Source organism: Longitalea arenae (genome assembly GCF_016924755.1).
Lineage (GTDB): Bacteria > Bacteroidota > Bacteroidia > Chitinophagales > Chitinophagaceae > Niastella > Niastella arenae.
Map to the genome: position 1 here is coordinate 65,842 of NZ_JAFFJX010000001.1, position 19,370 is coordinate 85,211.

Sequence of the window (19,370 nt, forward strand, 5' to 3'; positions counted from 1 at the left end):
GACAAGCGACCAATGTTCAACCGTTGCAGGCAGGAACCACGTTGAATGCCTCTGTCCTCTCCATTTCCAGCCAACTTCCTTATCGTAGCTTATGCGACTTCCCCAGCTTGCCCTACAAAATGATCTAATCTACCGGTGCAAGGCCAGAAGCTGCGGTGCGCCAGACCGCATGATACATCTCCCTGCGTCTCATGGATACTGGCCGCTTTCGGATAGCAAATAATACAGGAATACCTTTCCCCTATTGATTGATCTGCCCAATGCACCGGGTTACTTTCCGTGTATTTATACATAAAATTGTACAGTTGTAGCTATCTGTAGGCCGCCATTTCCACAGTATGTTCCACGTGGAACGATGGACTCAACACGATTAGGTAAACGGCTTTACTGAATTTCGATGATCCTATGGCTTGAATAGTACTCTAATAAAAATACCCTCATAAATCCCCGATTAGCGAATTGAACCGAAAGCGCCTCCTCAGCCCAAGTGAAACAAAGAAGTCAGTGCACTTTAAGGTAACTGCACATGAGATTAAGTCTCTTCCGTTGGCCGGAAGCAGTATAGATAGCCGGTACTCGCTGGACTCACTAGCCTTCCAGGGAATGTTAATGCTTACTCCCTAAGCGAAATAACCTTTGACTATGAGTCTTGGCTGCGCTACGTGCATGGGGATATCAAGATAGAGATTAACGGGAGGTAGGCAAACCGGGGAAGATATTCCGAGAAGTTGGCTCCATGTAAATGGATATGGTGAATTGGGGAACTTAGGAAGATAGGTGAACCCTCGTGAAAAGGCATACCGCAGCTTAGCCCCAGTGCGGCAATATGAGTTGGAAACCTGAAAGGTGCCTAATCCTTAGGAAAAGTATACTCCTAACCAGCCCCGCTATAGAGATTAGGTGATTCGGGAACAGGGGAAAGTAGGTTAAAATCCCCTGGTAAAGGGGTTAGCCTCCAGTGCGTAAATATGACGGAAATCTGGAAGGGTAGCTTAACCCTCGTGAAAGGTATACACTAATCAGCCCTGCCCGAGGGACTTGGTGATTTTAAACTTGGTAAGGTGGGTTTGACCTCTGAAAAAGCATACTGTAGGTTACACCCAGTGCGGGAATATGACTTGGAAACCTGGAAAGGTGCTCAATCCGTGGGAAAGGTATACTCCTAACCAGCTTCGCTAAAGAGATAAGGAGATTCGGGAACATGGGAAAGTAGGTTAAATCTCTGGGAAAGGGGGGTTAGCCTCCAGAGCGTGAATATTGATGGAAACCTGGAAAGGTTGCTTAACCCTCGTGAAAGGTATACACCAATCAGCCCCGCTAAAAGGAATGGTGATTTGGTACCTGAGAAGGCAGGTTAAACCTCTCGAAAAGGTATACCGTAGATTAGCCTCAAGTGAAGGAAGATGATTGGAACCTGCGAGAGCCAGCCTTAACCCTCTCGAAAAGGTATACTCCTAACAGCGCGGCTGAAGGGATATGGTGACTTGGTACCTGAGAAGGCAGATTAAAACTCTGGAAAAGGCATAACGATTAGCCTCTAGTGAGAGAAGATGATTTGAACACCTGGAAAGGTAGGCTTAACCGTCAGGGAAAAGTATACTCCAAATCAGCTTCCGCAAAATGGTCAAAGTGTTTTAGAAAGTTATTGAGCCAGCCCAAACGCGCTGAGAAAGGTTCATACCAGGTTTACCCCTGCTACAGGCTTTAAGTGGATGGAAAACTTGAATTCTGGACGTCTGTTGTAAAGTGAGTTCAATCTTTTTCAAAAGCATTCTGACTGTATCCGCCCCAGGCTCCTTTCTCTTTCAACTCCAAGAATAGGAAGAAGCCTCTATCCCTTGGTCCACTTAAAGAACTCGATCCCTGCCAGGAAACCAAAACCTTTGGCTAACAGCCTTTACGGGGCTTTGTGCACCAGGATAACCGCTGAACAGTCAAGTTGTAGGAGGTAAATTAAAGAATAATTACTCCAAGGCAGTCCCCGGTTAAGAGAAAGCGATTGGAGACACATGGACTTAGAGTATCCTCGAGGAAAGAGATAGCCAGGAATCAAAGTGATTTGGAAGCTCAGGCAGATAGGGCAATCCGTCCTGGCAGAACCTGCAGGAAAGGCCTATCTGAGGGTTTAGATAATTTATAAGCTAGCCAGATAGCTAAACCCGATTGAAAGGTATATCCCAAGCTCACCCGGGCTAAAAGGTTGAAGTGTTTACAACTTTAGGGCGCCAGGCCACGTTATGGAGTATGAGGTAGGTAAGCCAAACCAGCCACAATTGAATAAGCACACAGTTTACCCCTGATCCTTAGAATTTTGCCACCGCCAAAACAACGTTGGATATTAGAAAAGCTTTGAAGGGGAGTAGAGAAGGGCACAATTCCCGCAAAGAATGACAAAATATCTATCAAACACATAACTAGCAAACTGAGCAGTACAATATCCCTTAATCTTACTGAACCAAACGCCACCCATAAGGTTCAGTTCATTTAACCGCATAACGCTAACACGAAATCTTCTTATTTACCATAAACCGAGATTGCCACGAATGATCGTAGCTCCTTAATAAAGACGTCTCTTTAATCAAGTGCATCATACTCCTACAATCTCGCGAAGTGAACACATATAGGGCAAATACCTGGTAAAAGAGATTCAACATCGCGGCACGCTTAAGCAGATTGGAACACTCATGGTTCCACGTGGAACATTCAGTTTCCAGAGATGCGGGTCTCACAACCGGGTCAGATCAAACAGATGAGACAATAACGGTAAGAAGGATTATTCCATTAAAGATCTGATTCGGCTAAGCAAATTATTCGGGTGTTGCTTTATAACATCAAAATAAAGGGGAAAGGCATTAAACTAGCCAGGTTCAAACGTTGTAAATAAACACAAGTCGTCTCACATTCTCCCAATATGCAACCGGATTTGTTCGATTTGCCCACCGGACATTCCTAAACCCGAAAACATCTGATTCTTGAAAGGTGGATAGACTGCCTATAGTTTAATGACTCAACAACCTCGACCATTGGATTAACACAATTATTAAATCAACTTGCCTACCAGGATCCGACAAAAACCCATCCATTTGAGCTCTGCACCTGGAAGGAACTTATACGACACACCGGTCCGAAGTTTCCACTCATCAGGAAGCTGCCAACATTCAATTCCTTCGCTCAACCTTCAACAAATTCACAACTGTTTGAAGCCTTCATTCACCAATTGAACCCAGCCACTCAGCTTAACGACAAAATAGACCTGGTCCATGGGACAACAAATAATTTTAATGAGGTACACCTATTTTCATGACGCACCGACAGTTCGATGCAGTAACCCATGTGTTTGATGGTGGGTACCGCCAGATTCATGAGCTAACCAATCGATCTGGTAATGTAAACCATCAGGATTATACCCTATGTGATTAGGTTAATGACAACCCACTGAGGTAATTACAACTTCAATAAGATTTATGACAGCTCCCATCAAACCGATGACCAACCTGAACGGTTAGGAACCTCCGTCATTGGGTTGGTCAGACGCCCCGGTTAAAGTAAATCACAAGTCCACTCACATTACTGACAGCACCGGCCAAAGAAAAGCCTCCGCCTTCCGAAGCATAATATTTCCCCCGCCCGGACGAATGACTTTCCAAAAGGCAACCCATTTCTATCAGCAGAACGATCTTCCAGCTGTCATGCTTACTTTCACTCCTTATTTACCCTTACCATAACTTTTCTCTTTTTACCCCTTCCCGTCCTTCCTTTAATTTTGCACCATGTTTCCAGAATACGATATTATAGTTGTAGGGGCAGGTCATGCGGGTTGCGAAGCAGCCGCAGCAGCCGCCAACCTTGGTTCAAAGGTTCTGCTAGTAACCATGAATATGCAAACCATCGCCCAAATGAGTTGTAACCCGGCCATGGGTGGTATTGCTAAAGGACAGATCGTGCGTGAGATCGATGCCATGGGCGGATACTCCGGCATCGTCACTGACACAAGCATGATCCAGTTTCGCATGCTCAACCTTTCCAAAGGCCCGGCCATGTGGAGCCCCCGCGCACAAAATGACCGTATGTTATTTGCCGCCACCTGGAGAGAATTATTAGAACGGACTCCTAATGTTGACTTCTATCAGGATATGGTTCGCTCCCTGATCATTAAAGATGGCCGTGCCTGTGGTGTCGTTACCGGCCTCGGTCATGAAATAAGATCCAAAGCAGTTGTTCTTACTAACGGTACCTTCCTGAATGGTATCATTCACATCGGCGAAAAGCAATTCGGCGGCGGCCGCGTAGCTGAAAAAGCAGCCACCGGTATCACCGAACAACTGGTTGAACTCGGCTTTGAAAGTGACCGCCTTAAAACCGGTACACCTCCCCGCATCGATGGTCGCAGCCTCGACTATTCAAAAATGGAAGAACAAAAAGGCGACGATGAGATCGTAGGTTTCTCTTTCACCGATACTAAAAAACCGGTCGAACAAAGAAGCTGCTGGATCACTTATACCAGCCAGAAAGTACATGATATTTTAAAAACTGGTTTCGACAGGAGTCCTATGTATGCCGGTAGAATTGAAGGAACCGGTCCAAGATATTGCCCCAGCATTGAAGACAAGATCAACCGCTTTGCTGAACGCGAAAGACACCAGCTTTTTGTGGAACCCGAGGGCTGGAACACGGTTGAGATCTATGTCAATGGCTTTTCCACTTCCCTTCCCGAAGAAGTACAGATCGCTGCATTGCGGCAGGTAGCGGGATTTGAAAACGTTCGCGTCTTTCGCCCCGGTTATGCCATCGAATACGACTATTTTCCACCAACACAATTAACTCACTCGCTGGAAACAAAACTGATCCAAAATCTATTTTTCGCCGGACAGATCAACGGTACCACCGGCTACGAAGAAGCCGCCTGCCAGGGTTTGATGGCAGGCATCAATGCGCATCAAAAAGCCAAGGAATTAGACGCGGTGGTTTTGAAAAGAAGTGATGCCTATATCGGGGTGCTTATCGATGATCTTATCAGCAAAGGAACCGAAGAACCTTACCGCATGTTCACCAGCCGCGCCGAATTCAGAACCATCCTTCGCCAGGATAACGCGGATCTTCGGCTGACCGAATTAAGCTACCGGCTTGGCCTCGCCTCCCAGGAGAGAATGGACAAAGTGATCAGCAAAAAAGAAGGTGTTGAAAAAATAAAAGATATTCTTAAAGATATTTCGCTGGAGCCAGGTGAAGCAGATTCCTTCCTGGCTGAAAATAATTCTGCTCCATTACCCCAAAAACAAAAAGCCCTCCAGGTTTTGTTGCGTCCGAATATCACCCTCGAAGCCATGATCAAGGGTCTGCCAAAAATCAAACAGGCGCTCACCGGTTTTACTGAAGAGGTCATTGAACAAGCCGACATCCAGATCAAATACAATGTATATATAGAAAAAGAAAAAGAACTCGTAAAACGAATGAATCAACTGGAAGATCTGTTGATCCCGGATAATTTCGATTACGATCGCATCAATTCTCTATCGGCTGAAGCTATGCAGAAATTCAAAAAGATCAAACCGCGTACGCTGGGTCAGGCCAGCCGGATCAGTGGAGTAAATCCAAGCGATGTGCAAATATTAATGGTATATATGGGAAGATAATTTTCCACGTTATGTGGCGGAAATCTTTCTCTGCCTCCGGCTCTTAAAGATTTCCGCTACACTTTGCGTTTCGCCAGATGTATTCTGTAAGATCCTCTTTCTATTAGCAACAAAAAATATATTAACGATAAAATGAATAAGTTCGAGGAATAACATAGCTTCTATTTACACTAAATAATTAAAATATACCTGCTTCTTTCTTCTCACACCTTCATGTAATATACTTTTTTTCCAGCGCTTACTGAAAACAGGAATTGCCAATAAAAAGTAAAGATTATACTAAACCTGTGAATAGGGGAGTGGTTCTAAAAACACCCTTCGGATATTCGAAACCGTGTTTGCGTATTGCGGATCCGATGAAACCCGCTTCCAATCTGCATCTGCCCCAAATGCCGCCCAGTTCTTATCCCGCTCTTCCATATTCCTGAAGGTGATCATATACGTTAGGCATGGAAGATTGGGCCCCGCAATAGCTTCACCAAAAAATACTGGCGTTAGCTTTGTTTTATAAAAGATAGGGAACTCTTCATCGTTAAACATCTTGATCTTTCTTTTAACGGCATCTTCATTGTAACCTTCATAAGTTCTCAATTCGAAAATGCGTTGTTCTTTGGCGGGAACTTTCATGACAGGCAATCCATCAAATGCAATCAATAAAGAAGTATTGAAACGATTGTAAACCGGCTTGTCTGCCGGCATCTTATCCCAGCTGGCGCTGTTCTGCCGGTAGTCATTATCTGCCTTTACTTTCTCATTGATGCTAGTGTAATCCTCAAACGAAGGATAAGCAATAAGCACATATACTTTTGGCGGCTCGGTTTTACCGGTTTCCTTAAAAACGCCTACGTGCTTTACGCCGAATTTATTAAAAGCAGGGATCAGTGCTTTTTCCAGGTAAGTATGTAAAGCACTCTGACTTCCACCAAAATGGATCTCATACTCACGCCACTCATATAATTCCTTTTTAGCTGCCTTACCAGGGAAGCCGAAAGCGAGGTTGCCGGCAGCTAATGCTGAAGTAGTCGTGGCTGCCAGTTGGATAAAGTTTCTACGTTTCATAAATGCGAAGCAATTGTTGACTTATTCAAAAATGATGAGATTCACGATCTCTTCCAGGAAATGTTTATCAGCCTCATCAAATGCGCCTAACTCTGCACTGTCTACATCCAACACTCCCATCACTTTGTTATCACGAATGATCGGTACCACAATCTCTGACCGTGACCTGCTGCTGCAGGCAATATGACCCGGGAACTTTTCTACATCGGGCACAATGATCGTTTGGGCTTTTTCCCAACTTGTTCCGCAAACCCCTCTGCCTTTCCTGATGCGGGTACAGGCTACCGGTCCCTGGAATGGCGCCAACACCAACTGGTTTTCTTTCACCAGGTAAAAACCAACCCATAGCCAGCCGAACTGTTCCATCAGCGCTGCTACGATATTGGCCAGGTTCGCCACCAGGTCGGGCTCGCCTTCGATCAATGCTTTTATTTGGGGGATTACCGACTGGTATTTTTCTTCTTTTGTGCCCTGCACAATGCTCAAATCTTCTGCCATGCCGCAAATATCGTTTTTTTGCTATTTCATAAAAACCTTTCCGGTCAAAAACACCGAACCTAACAGCCGTTGTTACGAAATAGCCGGTTATTCATAGGTTATTCACATGATAATTCACAGATTTCCGAACTATTTGCCTCACTATCAATAGCAATCCCTCCAGATACAAGCTGGCAGTAGGTATTTTGCAATCGCCAACTGCCCGTTGCAAACTGAAACAAGGGAGTGTAAGAATCCGTTAAGATGATGCTTTATAAACCATACTGCGCGCTGATTTCCAGCATTCTATCAATTGGCTTCTTGGCCGCAATGCGCAAATCCTCATTCATCAGGATCTCCGGTGTCTCATATTCCATGCACAGGTACAACTTTTCCAAGGTGTTGAGTTTCATGTGTGGACAGTCATTGCAGGCACAGCTGTTATTGGGCGGCGCCGGAATGAAGGTCTTATCCGGTGAAGCCTTTTGCATCTGGTGCAGAATACCGGTTTCAGTGGCAACAATGAATTCCTTAGCGTCGCTTTGCTGGGTGTATTTCAGCAAACCGGTGGTGGAACCGATATAATCGGCCAGCCGTAAAACCGCTTCTTCACATTCCGGGTGGGCAATGAATTTGGCGTTCGGGTGGCGGGTTTTCAGTTTGGTGATCTTTTCCAGGCTGAAGATCTCATGTACCATACAGGCCCCATTCCACAAAACCATATCGCGGCCCGTTTTTTTCACCAGGTATGAACCCAGGTTTTTGTCGGGCGCAAAAATGATCTTTTGATCGCGGGGCACACTTTCAACGATCTTTTCCGCATTGCTGGAAGTCACAATGATATCGCTCAGGGCCTTGATCTCGGCCGTACAATTGATGTAAGAGATCACGATATGGTCGGGGTGCTGCTCTTTGAACTTTCTGAACAGGTCGGCCGGGGCACTGTCGGCCAGTGAACAACCCGCATTCAGGTCGGGCAGCAGGACTTTTTTACTGGGATTCAGGATCTTCGCCGTTTCGGCCATGAAATGCACACCGGCAAAAACAATGATATCAGCATCGGTTTTTTCTGCTTTCTGCGCCAAACCCAAACTATCCCCGATATAATCAGCCACATCCTGAATATCGGGCTCCTGGTAATAGTGCGCGAGCAGGATGGCATTTTTTTCTTTTTTCAAACGTTCAATTTCATGAAACAAATCCAGGGTGGGATCAATGTCAATGTCGAGGAACCCGGCCTTCGCCACATTTTTTCTCGCATTAGCTACGTGGATATCTTCCATAGTATTTATATTAATTCTATTTTTTTATAAATAACCTATTATTATTACGGCTGTGGATTCGTGGATAAAATGAAAGCCGCGAAATTTGGTAAAGTTACAACAACCTGGTTATCCACGTTTTTCCACTTTCTATCAACATTAAACAATTGTTACGGGGCAAGGGTTCTACGCAGTTTTCCACTCTGGTGGAATAAAAAGCGCCGGGAAAAATAGAACGGTGTCGGAACATAAAAAGTCTGTGAATGGAGGTCTAATAACTAAGGGTTTGTATACAGCGGGGTCTAGGGAAAACTATTCACCGAAACTTATAGGCCAAGTATCCACTAAAATCGATGTGCAAAAACCGGGGTTACCCACATAATTTCCGGGTTATGCCCTTTTGATGTTAGCACTGTTTTCACGACACTGTTCCACGGAAAGATTGCCAGCAGTACGCAGCTGTAATATCTGAAGTGTCGTTCACCTTAATTCAGTGGTTGTTCACATCCCTGTGAACTGTTAAAACCTTTACTCGATGCTGGTTTTGAGTGGTTTTCCACAGTTTGTTCATAAACTTTTTTCTCCTATTTTTGCCATCCTTATAAAAAGAGGTATACCTATAATATGTCAGTTATTCAAACCATCCGCGACAAAGCTGCGTGGATCATTATCGCAGCGATTGCGTTAGCCCTTATCGCCTTTATCGTACAGGATGCCCTGCAAGGAGGAGGCGGAGGTTTGTTCCGCGGTAACAATACGACCCTTGGAAAAGTAAATGGTACCAGTATCGACGTGCGCGACTTTGAGCAACGCTACAAAATGGCCGAAGAAAACTACCGTGCGCAGAACTACCCCGTAAATGACCAGCTGCGTAACCAGATCCGTGAAAGCCTGTGGAACGAATTCGTTGAGGACGCGTTGATGGCCGACGAATACAAAAAGCTGGGCATTACCGTATCTGACAAAGAAGTGGGTGATCTATTATATGGTGCTAACCCACCCCAAATGTTAAGACAACAATTTACCGATTCAACCGGTGTATATAATGCACAAATGGCTTACCAGGCCATCCGCTCGCTGAAAAAAAATACGCCCCAGTACAACAGCTTTTGGGGTGAATTTGTTCCGGCCCTCGAAAAGAGCCGTCAGCGCGAAAAATTTACTTCCCTGCTCGGAAAAAGCATGTACGTTCCCAAGTGGCTGCTCGAAAAGAACAATGCTGAAAACAGCCAGCGTGCTTCTATCTCCTATGTAAATGTTCCGTATTCTTCTATTCCTGATTCCACCATCAAGTTAACTGACGAGGACATCAAAGAATATGTTGAAAAACATAAAGAGCTGTATAAACAGGAAAATGAACGCAGCCTGATGTATGTGACTTTCGATGCTGCTCCCAGCAGTGCCGACAGCCAGGCTGTATATAATAATGTAGCCGCACAAAAAGATGCACTGGCTGCAGCCGCCACACCGGCCGACATTCAAAATGTACTGGCCACCAACTCCAGCGAAACGCCGTTCTTCGATGGGTATGTATTGAGCAGCCGCATGCAAATGTCAAATGCCGATACCCTTCGCCGGTTGGCCGATGGCCAGGTGTTTGGTCCTTACCTCGACGGCCCTAACTATACCCTGGCTAAAATGGTTGGCCGCCGCAATATGCCCGACAGCGTTAAATGCCGTCATATATTGATAAAGATCGCCGATCAGCAGGGTCAAACAAGAACCGACAGTGCTGCAAAAAAACTGATCGACAGCATTGAAACTGCTATCAAAGGCGGCGCCAGCTTCGACAGCATGGTAGTTAAATACAGTGATGATGCCGGAAGTAAAGACAAACAGGGTGAATATGAATTCACTTCCATGCAGTTCTCTAACCTGAGCAAGGAATTTGCTGAAGTGATCTTCTATGGCAATCCCGGCGATAAAAAAGTTGTAAAAGTAGAAAACGCTTCCTATAGCGGTTACCATTATATAGAAGTACTGAGCCAGAAGAAATTTGAAACTGCCTATAAGATTGCTTACCTGAGCCGCCCGGTTGTTCCAAGCGATGAAACCGTAAACAGCGCAAGCGGCATGGCAGCACAGTTTGCAGCGGAAAGCCGTTCACTGAAAGCATTTGATGAAAATGCTACCAAAAGAAAACTGAATAAATTCCCGAGCGACGTTAAAGAAAGTGATTTCATGATCATGGGATTGGGTGAATCACGCGAACTGATCCGCTGGGCATTTAACGATGCTAAAAAAGGCGATGTGGCCGAGCATCCATTCCTGGTAGGTGATAAATATGTAGTACCGGCCGTTACAGCTGTTTCGGAAAAAGGAACTATGTCTGTTGAAAAAGCCCGTCCATTGGTTGAGTATAAAGTCCGTAATATTAAGAAAGCAGAAAACATTATCAAAAAGATCGGCAATGCTTCAACCCTGGAAGCTGTAGCACAAGCTACCGGCCAGCAGGTAATGAAAGCCGATAGTATTGTTTTCAACAGCAGCTTTATACCAAATGTTGGTAACGAGTTGAAAGTGTTGGGTGCCGCCTTTAATAAAGAATACCAGACAAAAGTTTCTCCGCCCATCAAAGGTGAAATTGGTGTATTCGTGATCAAAGTAGACAATGTTTCTGCTGTTCCTAATCCGAACTTCGATGCCAAAGCACAACAAGCCGCAATGCAACAGCAAATGGGTACGATGATCGGTTACAGAGCGATTGAAATAATGAAGAAATCGGCCAATATCAAGGATAACAGGATCAAGTTTTTTTAGTTAATAACTTGACTTTCTAAGTTAAAAATTAATAATGTCGATGGGGTTGATAAGGAAACTTATCAGCCCCATTTGCTTTTTTACGCAGAAAAATCCTCTATCTTATTGATATGTAATATAGTCAGGGCTATTTTATCAACGAATAATCCGCGATTTTATCGGGGCAGGCGCTGCCCAGTTTTCAACTTTCCGTATTAACTTTGCTCCTGTTCAGTGAAAACGGAGTATTATGAGTGAAGAAATTGTAAATAAGGTCGCACAAAGCCAATTGGTCACCGTTGACCTTGAAACTTATTATCCTACCGAAGATTTCGCGGTCTTCGACCTGAAACCGCATTTGTTCATGGAACTGATCCTGAAGGAGAAAGAGTTTCGTACCGCCTTACAAAATTTCGATTGGAGTATTTACCAGAATAAAGTAGTAGCAGTTACCTGTACAGCAGATGCCATCATTCCCATGTGGGCTTACATGCTGGTTGGTTCATACCTGCAGCCGGTTGCCACAAACATTATTTTTGGCGATGAAAATACAGCCCGGCAACAACTTTTTGTGCAACGCATAGAAGCCATTGATACCGCACCATTCGTTGATAAAAGAATTGTTGTAAAAGGATGTGGCGATATCCCCATTGGTGAGTTTGCCTACCTGGCCATCACCAAAAAATTGATGCCGGTAGCCAAAAGCATAATGTATGGCGAGCCCTGCAGTACTGTTCCTATCTTTAAAAGAAAATAATTAACGAAGCCGTCTTGATCATATCGGGGCGGCTTTTTTTAATCTGACTTATTGCCTGCCTGCTTGCCGGGGTGTGCCACACTTATCCCGCACATCTTAAACACCGGTATTTGTGCCAGATTTACTCAGGCCACGATCATTCTGACTCTGGCACACTTGATTCTACTAAAGAAACTAAAACCGTCAACATGGACGTAGAAATATTAGCGCGTATACAATTCGCCTTTACCATTGCCTTTCACTATATCTATCCGCCTTTAAGTATTGGTCTTGGTTTATTGCTCGTGATCTTTGAAGGTCTCTATCTTAAAACGGGTAATAAAATGTATGAGCAGATCACCCGTTTCTGGATCAGAATCTTTGCGCTCATCTTCGGTATTGGAGTTGCTACCGGCATTATAATGGAATTTGAATTCGGCACCAACTGGGCTACCTATTCAAAATACGTGGGGGATATCTTTGGCAGCGCCCTGGCAGCCGAAGGTATTTTTGCTTTTGCGCTGGAATCGGGCTTTTTGGGAATACTTATTTTCGGCTGGAACCGCGTAAGCTCCAAAGTACATTTCTTTTCAACCCTGATGGTGTTCCTCGGTTCCATGTTCTCGGCCATCTGGATCGTGGTGGCCAACTCCTGGCAACAAACGCCCGCAGGTTATCATATTGTGGGAAAAGACCTGGAGGCGCGCGCCGAGATCACCGATTTCTGGGCCATGGTATTCAATCCATCCAGCGTGGATAGGCTCATACATGTATGGATAGCGGCTTTTCTGGCCGGTATTTTCCTCGTGCTGAGTGTTAATGCCTGGTATATTTTGAAGAACAAACACCTCGAAATTGCCAAACCCTCTTTTAAAATAGCACTGGTTGCAGGAACTGTATTTTCACTGCTGCAGCTCTTTGCAGGTCACCGCAGCGCCGATGTAGTGTATAAACACCAGCCGGCCAAACTCGCTGCGCTTGAAGGACATTATGATTCCATGGCGGTGGCCGATATGTTCTTACTGGGCTATGTTAATAACAAAACACAAGAAGTAACCGGGATAAAGATACCCGGCGGACTATCGTTTTTGACGCAGGGTGATTTTAATAAACCGGTGAAAGGCCTGAATGCTTTCAAACCTGATGAAAGACCTACCCAGGTAAATGCTATATTCCAGTTCTATCACATCATGGTGGCCATCGGCATGTTCCTGATCGCCCTCACCGTATATGCATCGTGGTTGAGCTATAGAAAAAAATTATTCGAAAAGCGATGGCTGATGTGGGTTTTTGTATGGGCGGTGCTGGCGCCGCAGATCGCCAATCAAACCGGCTGGTTTGCCGCTGAAATGGGCCGCCAGCCTTGGGTGGTGTATGGATTGCTGAGAACTTCCGATGCCCTGTCGAAAACCGTGACGGCCAACCAGATCATATTTTCCCTTGTATTGTTCACGGTCGTGTATATGTTATTATTTGTGCTGTTCCTTTATTTATTGAACAAGAAAATTGTGCATGGACCGGTTGATCATGGTACAAAAGAAGATATTGAGGAAGGCAGAAAAAGAGATAACCCCATCATGGACCACCATCAGTAAATTTCTGATTTTTCGATGGCGCGATTTCGTGATTTAAACGCAAAATCTTAAACCCAAAATCTCAAAATCAATTGTACACGCTGCATAAACTATAACAATGGAAACATTCTTAGGTATCGATTATAACGTTTGGTGGTATCTGGTTTTTGGCGCGGTGATCAGTGGTTATGCTATTCTCGACGGCTTCGACCTGGGCGCCGGCGCTTTACACCTCCTGTTAAATAAAGAACTCAGCCGGCGGATTGCATTGAATGCGATCGGTCCTGTATGGGATGGCAACGAAGTGTGGCTGGTGATCGGCGGGGGCGCTTTGTTTGCCGGTTTCCCCGTGGCCTATGCCGCTATTTTCTCCGCTTTTTATGTTCCCTTCATGATCTTTCTCGTGGGTCTCATCTTTCGCGGTGTGGCTATCGAATTCAGAAGTAAGGAACCCGGTAAATTATGGCGTAAGACCTGGGATGTAGTGTATTGCGTAGCTTCTATCACTATATCGTTATCGCTCGGACTGATGCTGGGGAATGTAGCCCTGGGCATTTCTTTGAATGAACAAAAGGAATTCAATGGCGACTGGTTATCGTTCTTCAATTTCTTTTCTATCATGGTGGCCATTACAACCCTGGCCCTGTTCATGATGCATGGCGCTATTTACCTGGTGATGAAAACAGAGAACAGGTTATATACCAAATTGTATATCCTGGCCCGCCAGTTCATCATCTTTTTTGTATTAAGTTTTGTGATCACTACTTTATACACCTTATTATATATTCCACATCTGGGTGATTTTTTCAGAGCGCATCCATCTTCATTTATTATTCCTGTATTGATGGTACTGGCGATTGCCAATATTCCCCGGCAATTGAAAATTGGTAAATACCGTTTTGCCTTTATAAGTTCAGCCGTTACCATTGCCTTACTGTTGATAATGGTGGCCCTGGAAGTATTTCCTTATTTGTTGTATTCGAGAGATAATCCGGCTAACAGTATTACCGTGCACAATGCGGCGGCATCGGCTAAGACCATGAAGATCTTATTGATCATTGCTTTAATAGGCACGCCGTTAGTGGCTACCTATACCTCCTTTGTATTCTGGACCTTTAAGGGCAAAGTAAAGCTGGACGAAACAAGCTACTGATCGGTTGCTGATTTCTGATTTTGAGATTTTATTTAATCGCAGGCTTCGCGATCATCTTCGATCCTCGTATTTTACCGATATCTCAAATGCATTATAGCGATTTCTGATTTCTTGATTTCGGGATTTTATTTAATCGCAGGCTTCGCGATCATCTTCGATCCTCGTATTTTACCAACATCTCAAATGCATTATAGCGATTGCTGATTTCTGATTTTGAGATTTAGAGATTTAAAATCCCAAAATCTCTAAATCCCAAAATCGCAAATCTCGAAATCAGAAATCTCTAAATTCTTCTTCCTACCCGTTCGAGCAGGGCTTTTGTTTTTTTGATGCCTTCTTCTTCACTTAATTTTTCGCCTTCATATTCAATGCCCATATAACCTTTGAAGCCGGCGTCTTTTACCACTTTCAGCATTTTCACATAGTCTGTTTCAATGCAGTTGCCCTGTTCATCAAAATCATGGGCTTTGGCGCTTACGCCTTTGGCAAAGGGCATCATCTCGGCAACTCCTTTATAGCGGTCGTATTCTTCTATACATTTCGCGCCCCATAACGCGCCGCCTTCCCGTTTGATACAGAAATTACCAAAATCGGGCAGCGTGCCTACGTTTTTCCGGTTAACGCCTTTCATTACATTGGCCAGCCACTCACCATTGGAGGTATAACCACCATGATTTTCTACAATGACATTGATGCCGGTTTTGGCGGCATATTCGCCCAATTGGCTTAAGCCTTCAATCGCGGCTTTTTGTACCTCTTCGGCGCTGCCTTGTCCGTACGCATTTACCCGGATGGTGGTACAGCCCAGGAATTTGGCAGCATCCACCCACTTGTAATGATTTTCCACGGCCTGCTTTCTTTTGGCAGCATCCAGGTCGCCCAGGTCACCTTCACCATCGCACATGATCAGGTGATTTTTAACCCCATTGTCTTTACAGCGTTTCAATAGCTCTGCCAGGTATTTTTCATCTTTTGCCTTGTCTTTGAAAAACTGGTTCACATATTCCACCACGCTGATGCCAAAAGTATTTTTGGCCATTCCTGGAAAATCGAGGTTGTCCATTTCTTTTGCCCATAACTTTTTATGCAACGACCATTGGGCAAGGGAAATCGTAAAAAATAATGGTTTGGTAGCTGGTTCAATATCCTCCTGGTCAGGAGAAATAAAAGATAAACCTGCGGAAGCAGCGCCATAACTGGCTGCCAGTCCGCCAATTTGTTTTAAGAAATGTCGGCGATTCGAGGGCATGTATACAAATTTTGCTGTTAAGTGGCTGAATTTACAACTTGCCAGTAATATATGGAGGGTCTAATTGTTAAAACCAACCTCTTTTTCGGAAAAAATACAACATCCAGAGGGGGATCAGCAGCATTAAGCCCACGGCAATAAAAAATCCCCAACGGTTATGGATGTAGGGAATGATATCGAAGTTCATTCCGAAGATACCGCCGATCACGGTTGCAGGCGCCAGTAAACAGGTCACAATGGCCATTACCTTCATGACCTCATTCATGCGCAGGTTCACATTATTTAAATAGAGATCCTGCATACTCATAATTATATCGCGGTAGTTCTCACTGAGATCATAGGCTTGTACAATATGATCATATACGTCTTTATAATACTTGGTATGGCGGTCTTCGAGTAATTCACTTTCACTGCGGATAATGCCATTCAGCAGATCGCGTACCGGCGCAAAATTCCTTTTTAATACGATCAGTTCTTTGCGCAGCTGGTTAATGCGGGCCAGCGAGCGGGTATTGCTGCTGCGGACCACTTCCTCTTCCACGATCTCAATTTGCTCCCCGACCTTCTCCATGACGATAAAATAGTTGTCTACGATCATATCGAGCAGCGAATAACACAGGTAATCGGCACCGCGTTGCCTTATTTTGGCATTGTTGATCTTGAGCCTTGTTCTGATAGGCGGGAAAACATCGCGGCTGGCATCTTCCTGGAAGGAAAGCACAAAATTTTTACCCAGGATTATACTGATCTGTTCCGTTTCTACTGATTTTTTCTGCTCGTTGAAATATAACATGTTTAACAGGCAGAAGAGAATATTATCCACTTCATCCATCTTCGGACGTTGGTTAATACTCAGGATATCCTCTATCACCAGCGGGTGAATGCCATAACCATTGCAAATGGTTTCCACATCATTTTTGCGGAGGCCGTCAATATTGATCCAACTCACGTAATCATTATCCTGGCAATGCAAACACTCCAATGCGCTTTCCACCCCATATTCCTGGATGGAGCTGGCATTGTATTCATGTACAAATATTTTTACCTCCTTTGCTTCTTCGCGCTGGGGAATGACGGTAGGATTCACCTGCAAAATTTCTTTGGTTCGGTCGGTACCGAACAAAGAAGGTAACATCAGATAACGCAGGTACTTCTGTGGACTCATAAAACAAAAATGACTAAAAAAACTGAAAAACAATAGCGGCAGCCAGGTAAGTGGCTGAAAATACCTTGTTTAACTGTCAATAATCCTGCCAGTGAAAAGCAGTCAAAACAGTCAAAAGAGTCAAATCAGTCAAATTAGTAAAACGCGTCACAAGAGTATGCCTGATCTGGCTTATTCTACGGAACTGATAGCGAGGTCGGCGCCGAGGGTATTGCCTTCTATTTTTAATAATACCGGTGATGCCGCATTGTTGAGAATCCAGAGTTTGGTAGAACCATTGGGGTTTTCGAGATAGTATGCATCTACCAATTTGCCATCGAGTTTTAGTTGCTGCTGTTCTCCGGGTTTTTTAACCGTAAATGTTTGCTGATCGAATGTTATTTTGTTTTCCTTTTGCAGGCTTTGCCATTGTGCTTTTGAGAACAGCAATACAGTTTGATCGTCTGCCATGTCCTCGGTAGCGCCCGGTGAAGGCTGGCCCCAATAACCACGGGTACCGCTTTCCAGTGATTTATTCCGCATGACCCAGGTACCGCTGCCATAACCATCCACATTCCAACCCAGTTTTACATAATCTGCCGTCATTGAATCGATGGAGAAAGACACGGTAAAGTTCTGGCCATTTATCCCGGCCGAGTAACCGAGTTTGGTACCCTGTTTAATGGCCGGTACATATTTTTCCTGCGCCTGTGATGAGATCACTGCTACGAGCAAGCTAAGGCCCAATACGATTTTTTTCATATAAAAAGGTTTTGAGTGAATTTACGGAAAAACGTGAAACGCTCAACGCCCAACGCTGAATGCTTAACGCCAAAACGCTCAACACGCACGGCCCAACGCTCAACACCACTCGCCGAACGCCTGACGCCAAAAACGCCCAACGCTATTTCAGGGCCTGGCTCCGCTCGTGATAATTCAACGTGACAGGTTTTGAACGTATAAAGCGGAATGTGGCAGGGACATAGCCCCCTTTAGGAAGCCGGGATGCTAATAAAAAAAACGGAGTGCAAGATGCAGCTCCGTTCTTTTGCTGCCATTGGCAGCCAGGTTATATTATTATTAATAAAAACGTGTGGCCTATTTTTTTTGTCGCGCGGTACCTGTCAAACACCTGATACTTACAGCTTCTCGTACAATGCGCGCAGTTTTTCACGGGTCATGATCTTTTCCCAATCTTTACCCAGTGCATTTTCCCAGAGGGGTTTCATGCCCAGCGACACATTGATCATGGTATCGAACTGTTCGTCGGTTAAGCCTTTACAAATTCCAACGGGAATATCGATCTTATTCTTTTCAACCATTCTTTTGAATTCAGCTACACCTTCGGGATAGTAAGGTTCCAGGTGGTTCATCACGATACAATTGCCAACACCATGTTTGGTACCCAGTAAATAGCTTAATCCATAACTCACTGCATGGGCAACGCCTACCTGTGAATAAGCGATGCTCATACCGCCGGCATAGGAAGCCATCATCAGTTTATCGTCGCATTCTTCGTCCCACTTGTCTTTATCGAGGAATATATACTGGCAAAGATTCAATGCTTTTTCACCATATGATTTGCTGAACTCATTCAGGTAAGTGCCCTGCAAACTTTCTATGCAATGGATATAACAATCCATACCCGTATAAAAACGCTGGTTAACGGGTGCATTGGCTATTAATTCAGGATCCAGAACGATCTGGTCGAAAGGGGTGAAGTCAGAATTCATACCCAGTTTGCGGGTAGGGCCGGTTAATACCGTTGTTCGCGAAACTTCGGCTCCGGTTCCACTGAGGGTAGGAATGCCGGCTTTATATACGCCGGGGAATTTTACCAGGTCCCAGCCCTGGTAATCGGCTGAAGAACCGGGGTTATTCATCATCAAAGAAACGGCCTTGGCCAGGTCGAGGGTAGAACCGCCGCCAATACCAATAATACCGCTCACCGTTCCAAACTCATCTTTTAATTGTTTAGCGAGTTTATCTACCTGGGTGGTTTTTGGTTCGTAGGTAACATCGGCAAAAATGATCTTGTCTTTACCGCGCAGGGGAATACGGTTCACCAACGGTTTGCCGTCGCCGGTAGCGGCGCCTTTTTCAAAAAAATGATCTACTAAAAAGATCATCGGCGCATCGCCTTTTCTATGTGGAGCTAAAATTTCATCGAGCTGGTTAAAACTGCCTCGGCCATAAATAACAAAGCTGACCATTTTAAAGTTTCTGAACTTCATATGCTTACGCTAAACGATTTTTAAAAGATACTGTGATTTAGCCGTGCGAAGGTCGGAATCAATTGGCAATAGGCAATTGACAATTACCAAAATTTTCCCGCCGGAACGGC

Annotated in this window: 12 protein-coding genes; 5 read left to right on the plus strand and 7 right to left on the minus strand. The window is 44.6% G+C overall.

The features are described 5' to 3' along the window. Positions 1 to 3,770 precede the first annotated feature (3,770 nt). Positions 3,771 to 5,633, plus strand: a complete 1,863-nt coding sequence (gene mnmG / locus JT717_RS00310) for a tRNA uridine-5-carboxymethylaminomethyl(34) synthesis enzyme MnmG (protein ID WP_205508034.1) — start codon at positions 3,771 to 3,773, stop codon at positions 5,631 to 5,633. 279 nt (positions 5,634 to 5,912) lie between these two features. On the opposite strand, the gene JT717_RS00315 is transcribed toward mnmG, so the two are convergent. From JT717_RS00315 to nadA, 3 genes are all read right to left on the minus strand, one after another. Continuing rightward, positions 5,913 to 6,692: an NIPSNAP family protein gene (locus JT717_RS00315; protein ID WP_205508036.1), complete on the minus strand. Its 780-nt coding sequence runs from the start codon at positions 6,690 to 6,692 to the stop codon at positions 5,913 to 5,915. Between the two features lie 21 nt (positions 6,693 to 6,713). Continuing rightward, positions 6,714 to 7,190 carry a free L-methionine (R)-S-oxide reductase MsrC gene (locus JT717_RS00320; RefSeq protein WP_205508037.1) on the minus strand — a complete coding sequence of 159 codons (477 nt, stop codon included), beginning with the start codon at positions 7,188 to 7,190 and terminating at the stop codon, positions 6,714 to 6,716. 251 nt (positions 7,191 to 7,441) lie between these two features. Continuing rightward, complete coding sequence (gene nadA, locus JT717_RS00325; protein ID WP_205508040.1) at positions 7,442 to 8,452, minus strand: quinolinate synthase NadA; 1,011 nt, start codon at positions 8,450 to 8,452, stop codon at positions 7,442 to 7,444. Positions 8,453 to 9,055: 603 nt separating this feature from the next. Here nadA and JT717_RS00330 point away from each other — a divergent pair. The 4 genes from JT717_RS00330 (at position 9,056) to cydB (ending at position 14,633) form a co-directional block, all read left to right on the plus strand. Further along, complete coding sequence (locus JT717_RS00330; RefSeq protein WP_205508042.1) at positions 9,056 to 11,191, plus strand: peptidylprolyl isomerase; 2,136 nt, start codon at positions 9,056 to 9,058, stop codon at positions 11,189 to 11,191. A gap of 229 nt (positions 11,192 to 11,420) precedes the next feature. After that, complete coding sequence (locus JT717_RS00335) at positions 11,421 to 11,927, plus strand: DUF2480 family protein (protein WP_205508045.1); 507 nt, start codon at positions 11,421 to 11,423, stop codon at positions 11,925 to 11,927. 188 nt (positions 11,928 to 12,115) lie between these two features. Then, positions 12,116 to 13,501, plus strand: a complete 1,386-nt coding sequence (locus JT717_RS00340) for a cytochrome ubiquinol oxidase subunit I (protein WP_205508047.1) — start codon at positions 12,116 to 12,118, stop codon at positions 13,499 to 13,501. 97 nt (positions 13,502 to 13,598) lie between these two features. After that, on the plus strand, positions 13,599 to 14,633 hold the full coding sequence (cydB, locus tag JT717_RS00345; RefSeq protein WP_205508048.1) for a cytochrome d ubiquinol oxidase subunit II: 1,035 nt from the start codon (positions 13,599 to 13,601) through the stop codon (positions 14,631 to 14,633). A 283-nt stretch (positions 14,634 to 14,916) separates the two neighbouring features. Here the strand turns inward: cydB and JT717_RS00350 are convergent, their stop codons facing one another. From JT717_RS00350 to JT717_RS00365, 4 genes are all read right to left on the minus strand, one after another. Continuing rightward, positions 14,917 to 15,882: a sugar phosphate isomerase/epimerase family protein gene (locus tag JT717_RS00350; protein ID WP_205508049.1), complete on the minus strand. Its 966-nt coding sequence runs from the start codon at positions 15,880 to 15,882 to the stop codon at positions 14,917 to 14,919. A 67-nt stretch (positions 15,883 to 15,949) separates the two neighbouring features. Further along, positions 15,950 to 17,047 carry a magnesium/cobalt transporter CorA gene (corA, locus tag JT717_RS00355; RefSeq protein ID WP_205508051.1) on the minus strand — a complete coding sequence of 366 codons (1,098 nt, stop codon included), beginning with the start codon at positions 17,045 to 17,047 and terminating at the stop codon, positions 15,950 to 15,952. A 171-nt stretch (positions 17,048 to 17,218) separates the two neighbouring features. Then, positions 17,219 to 17,788: a hypothetical protein gene (locus tag JT717_RS00360; protein ID WP_205508053.1), complete on the minus strand. Its 570-nt coding sequence runs from the start codon at positions 17,786 to 17,788 to the stop codon at positions 17,219 to 17,221. A gap of 377 nt (positions 17,789 to 18,165) precedes the next feature. Then, the gene (locus JT717_RS00365) at positions 18,166 to 19,260 is read right to left on the minus strand and encodes an iron-containing alcohol dehydrogenase family protein (RefSeq protein WP_205508055.1); all 1,095 of its coding nucleotides are present in this window, start codon (positions 19,258 to 19,260) and stop codon (positions 18,166 to 18,168) included. Between the last annotated feature and the right edge of the window lie 110 nt (positions 19,261 to 19,370).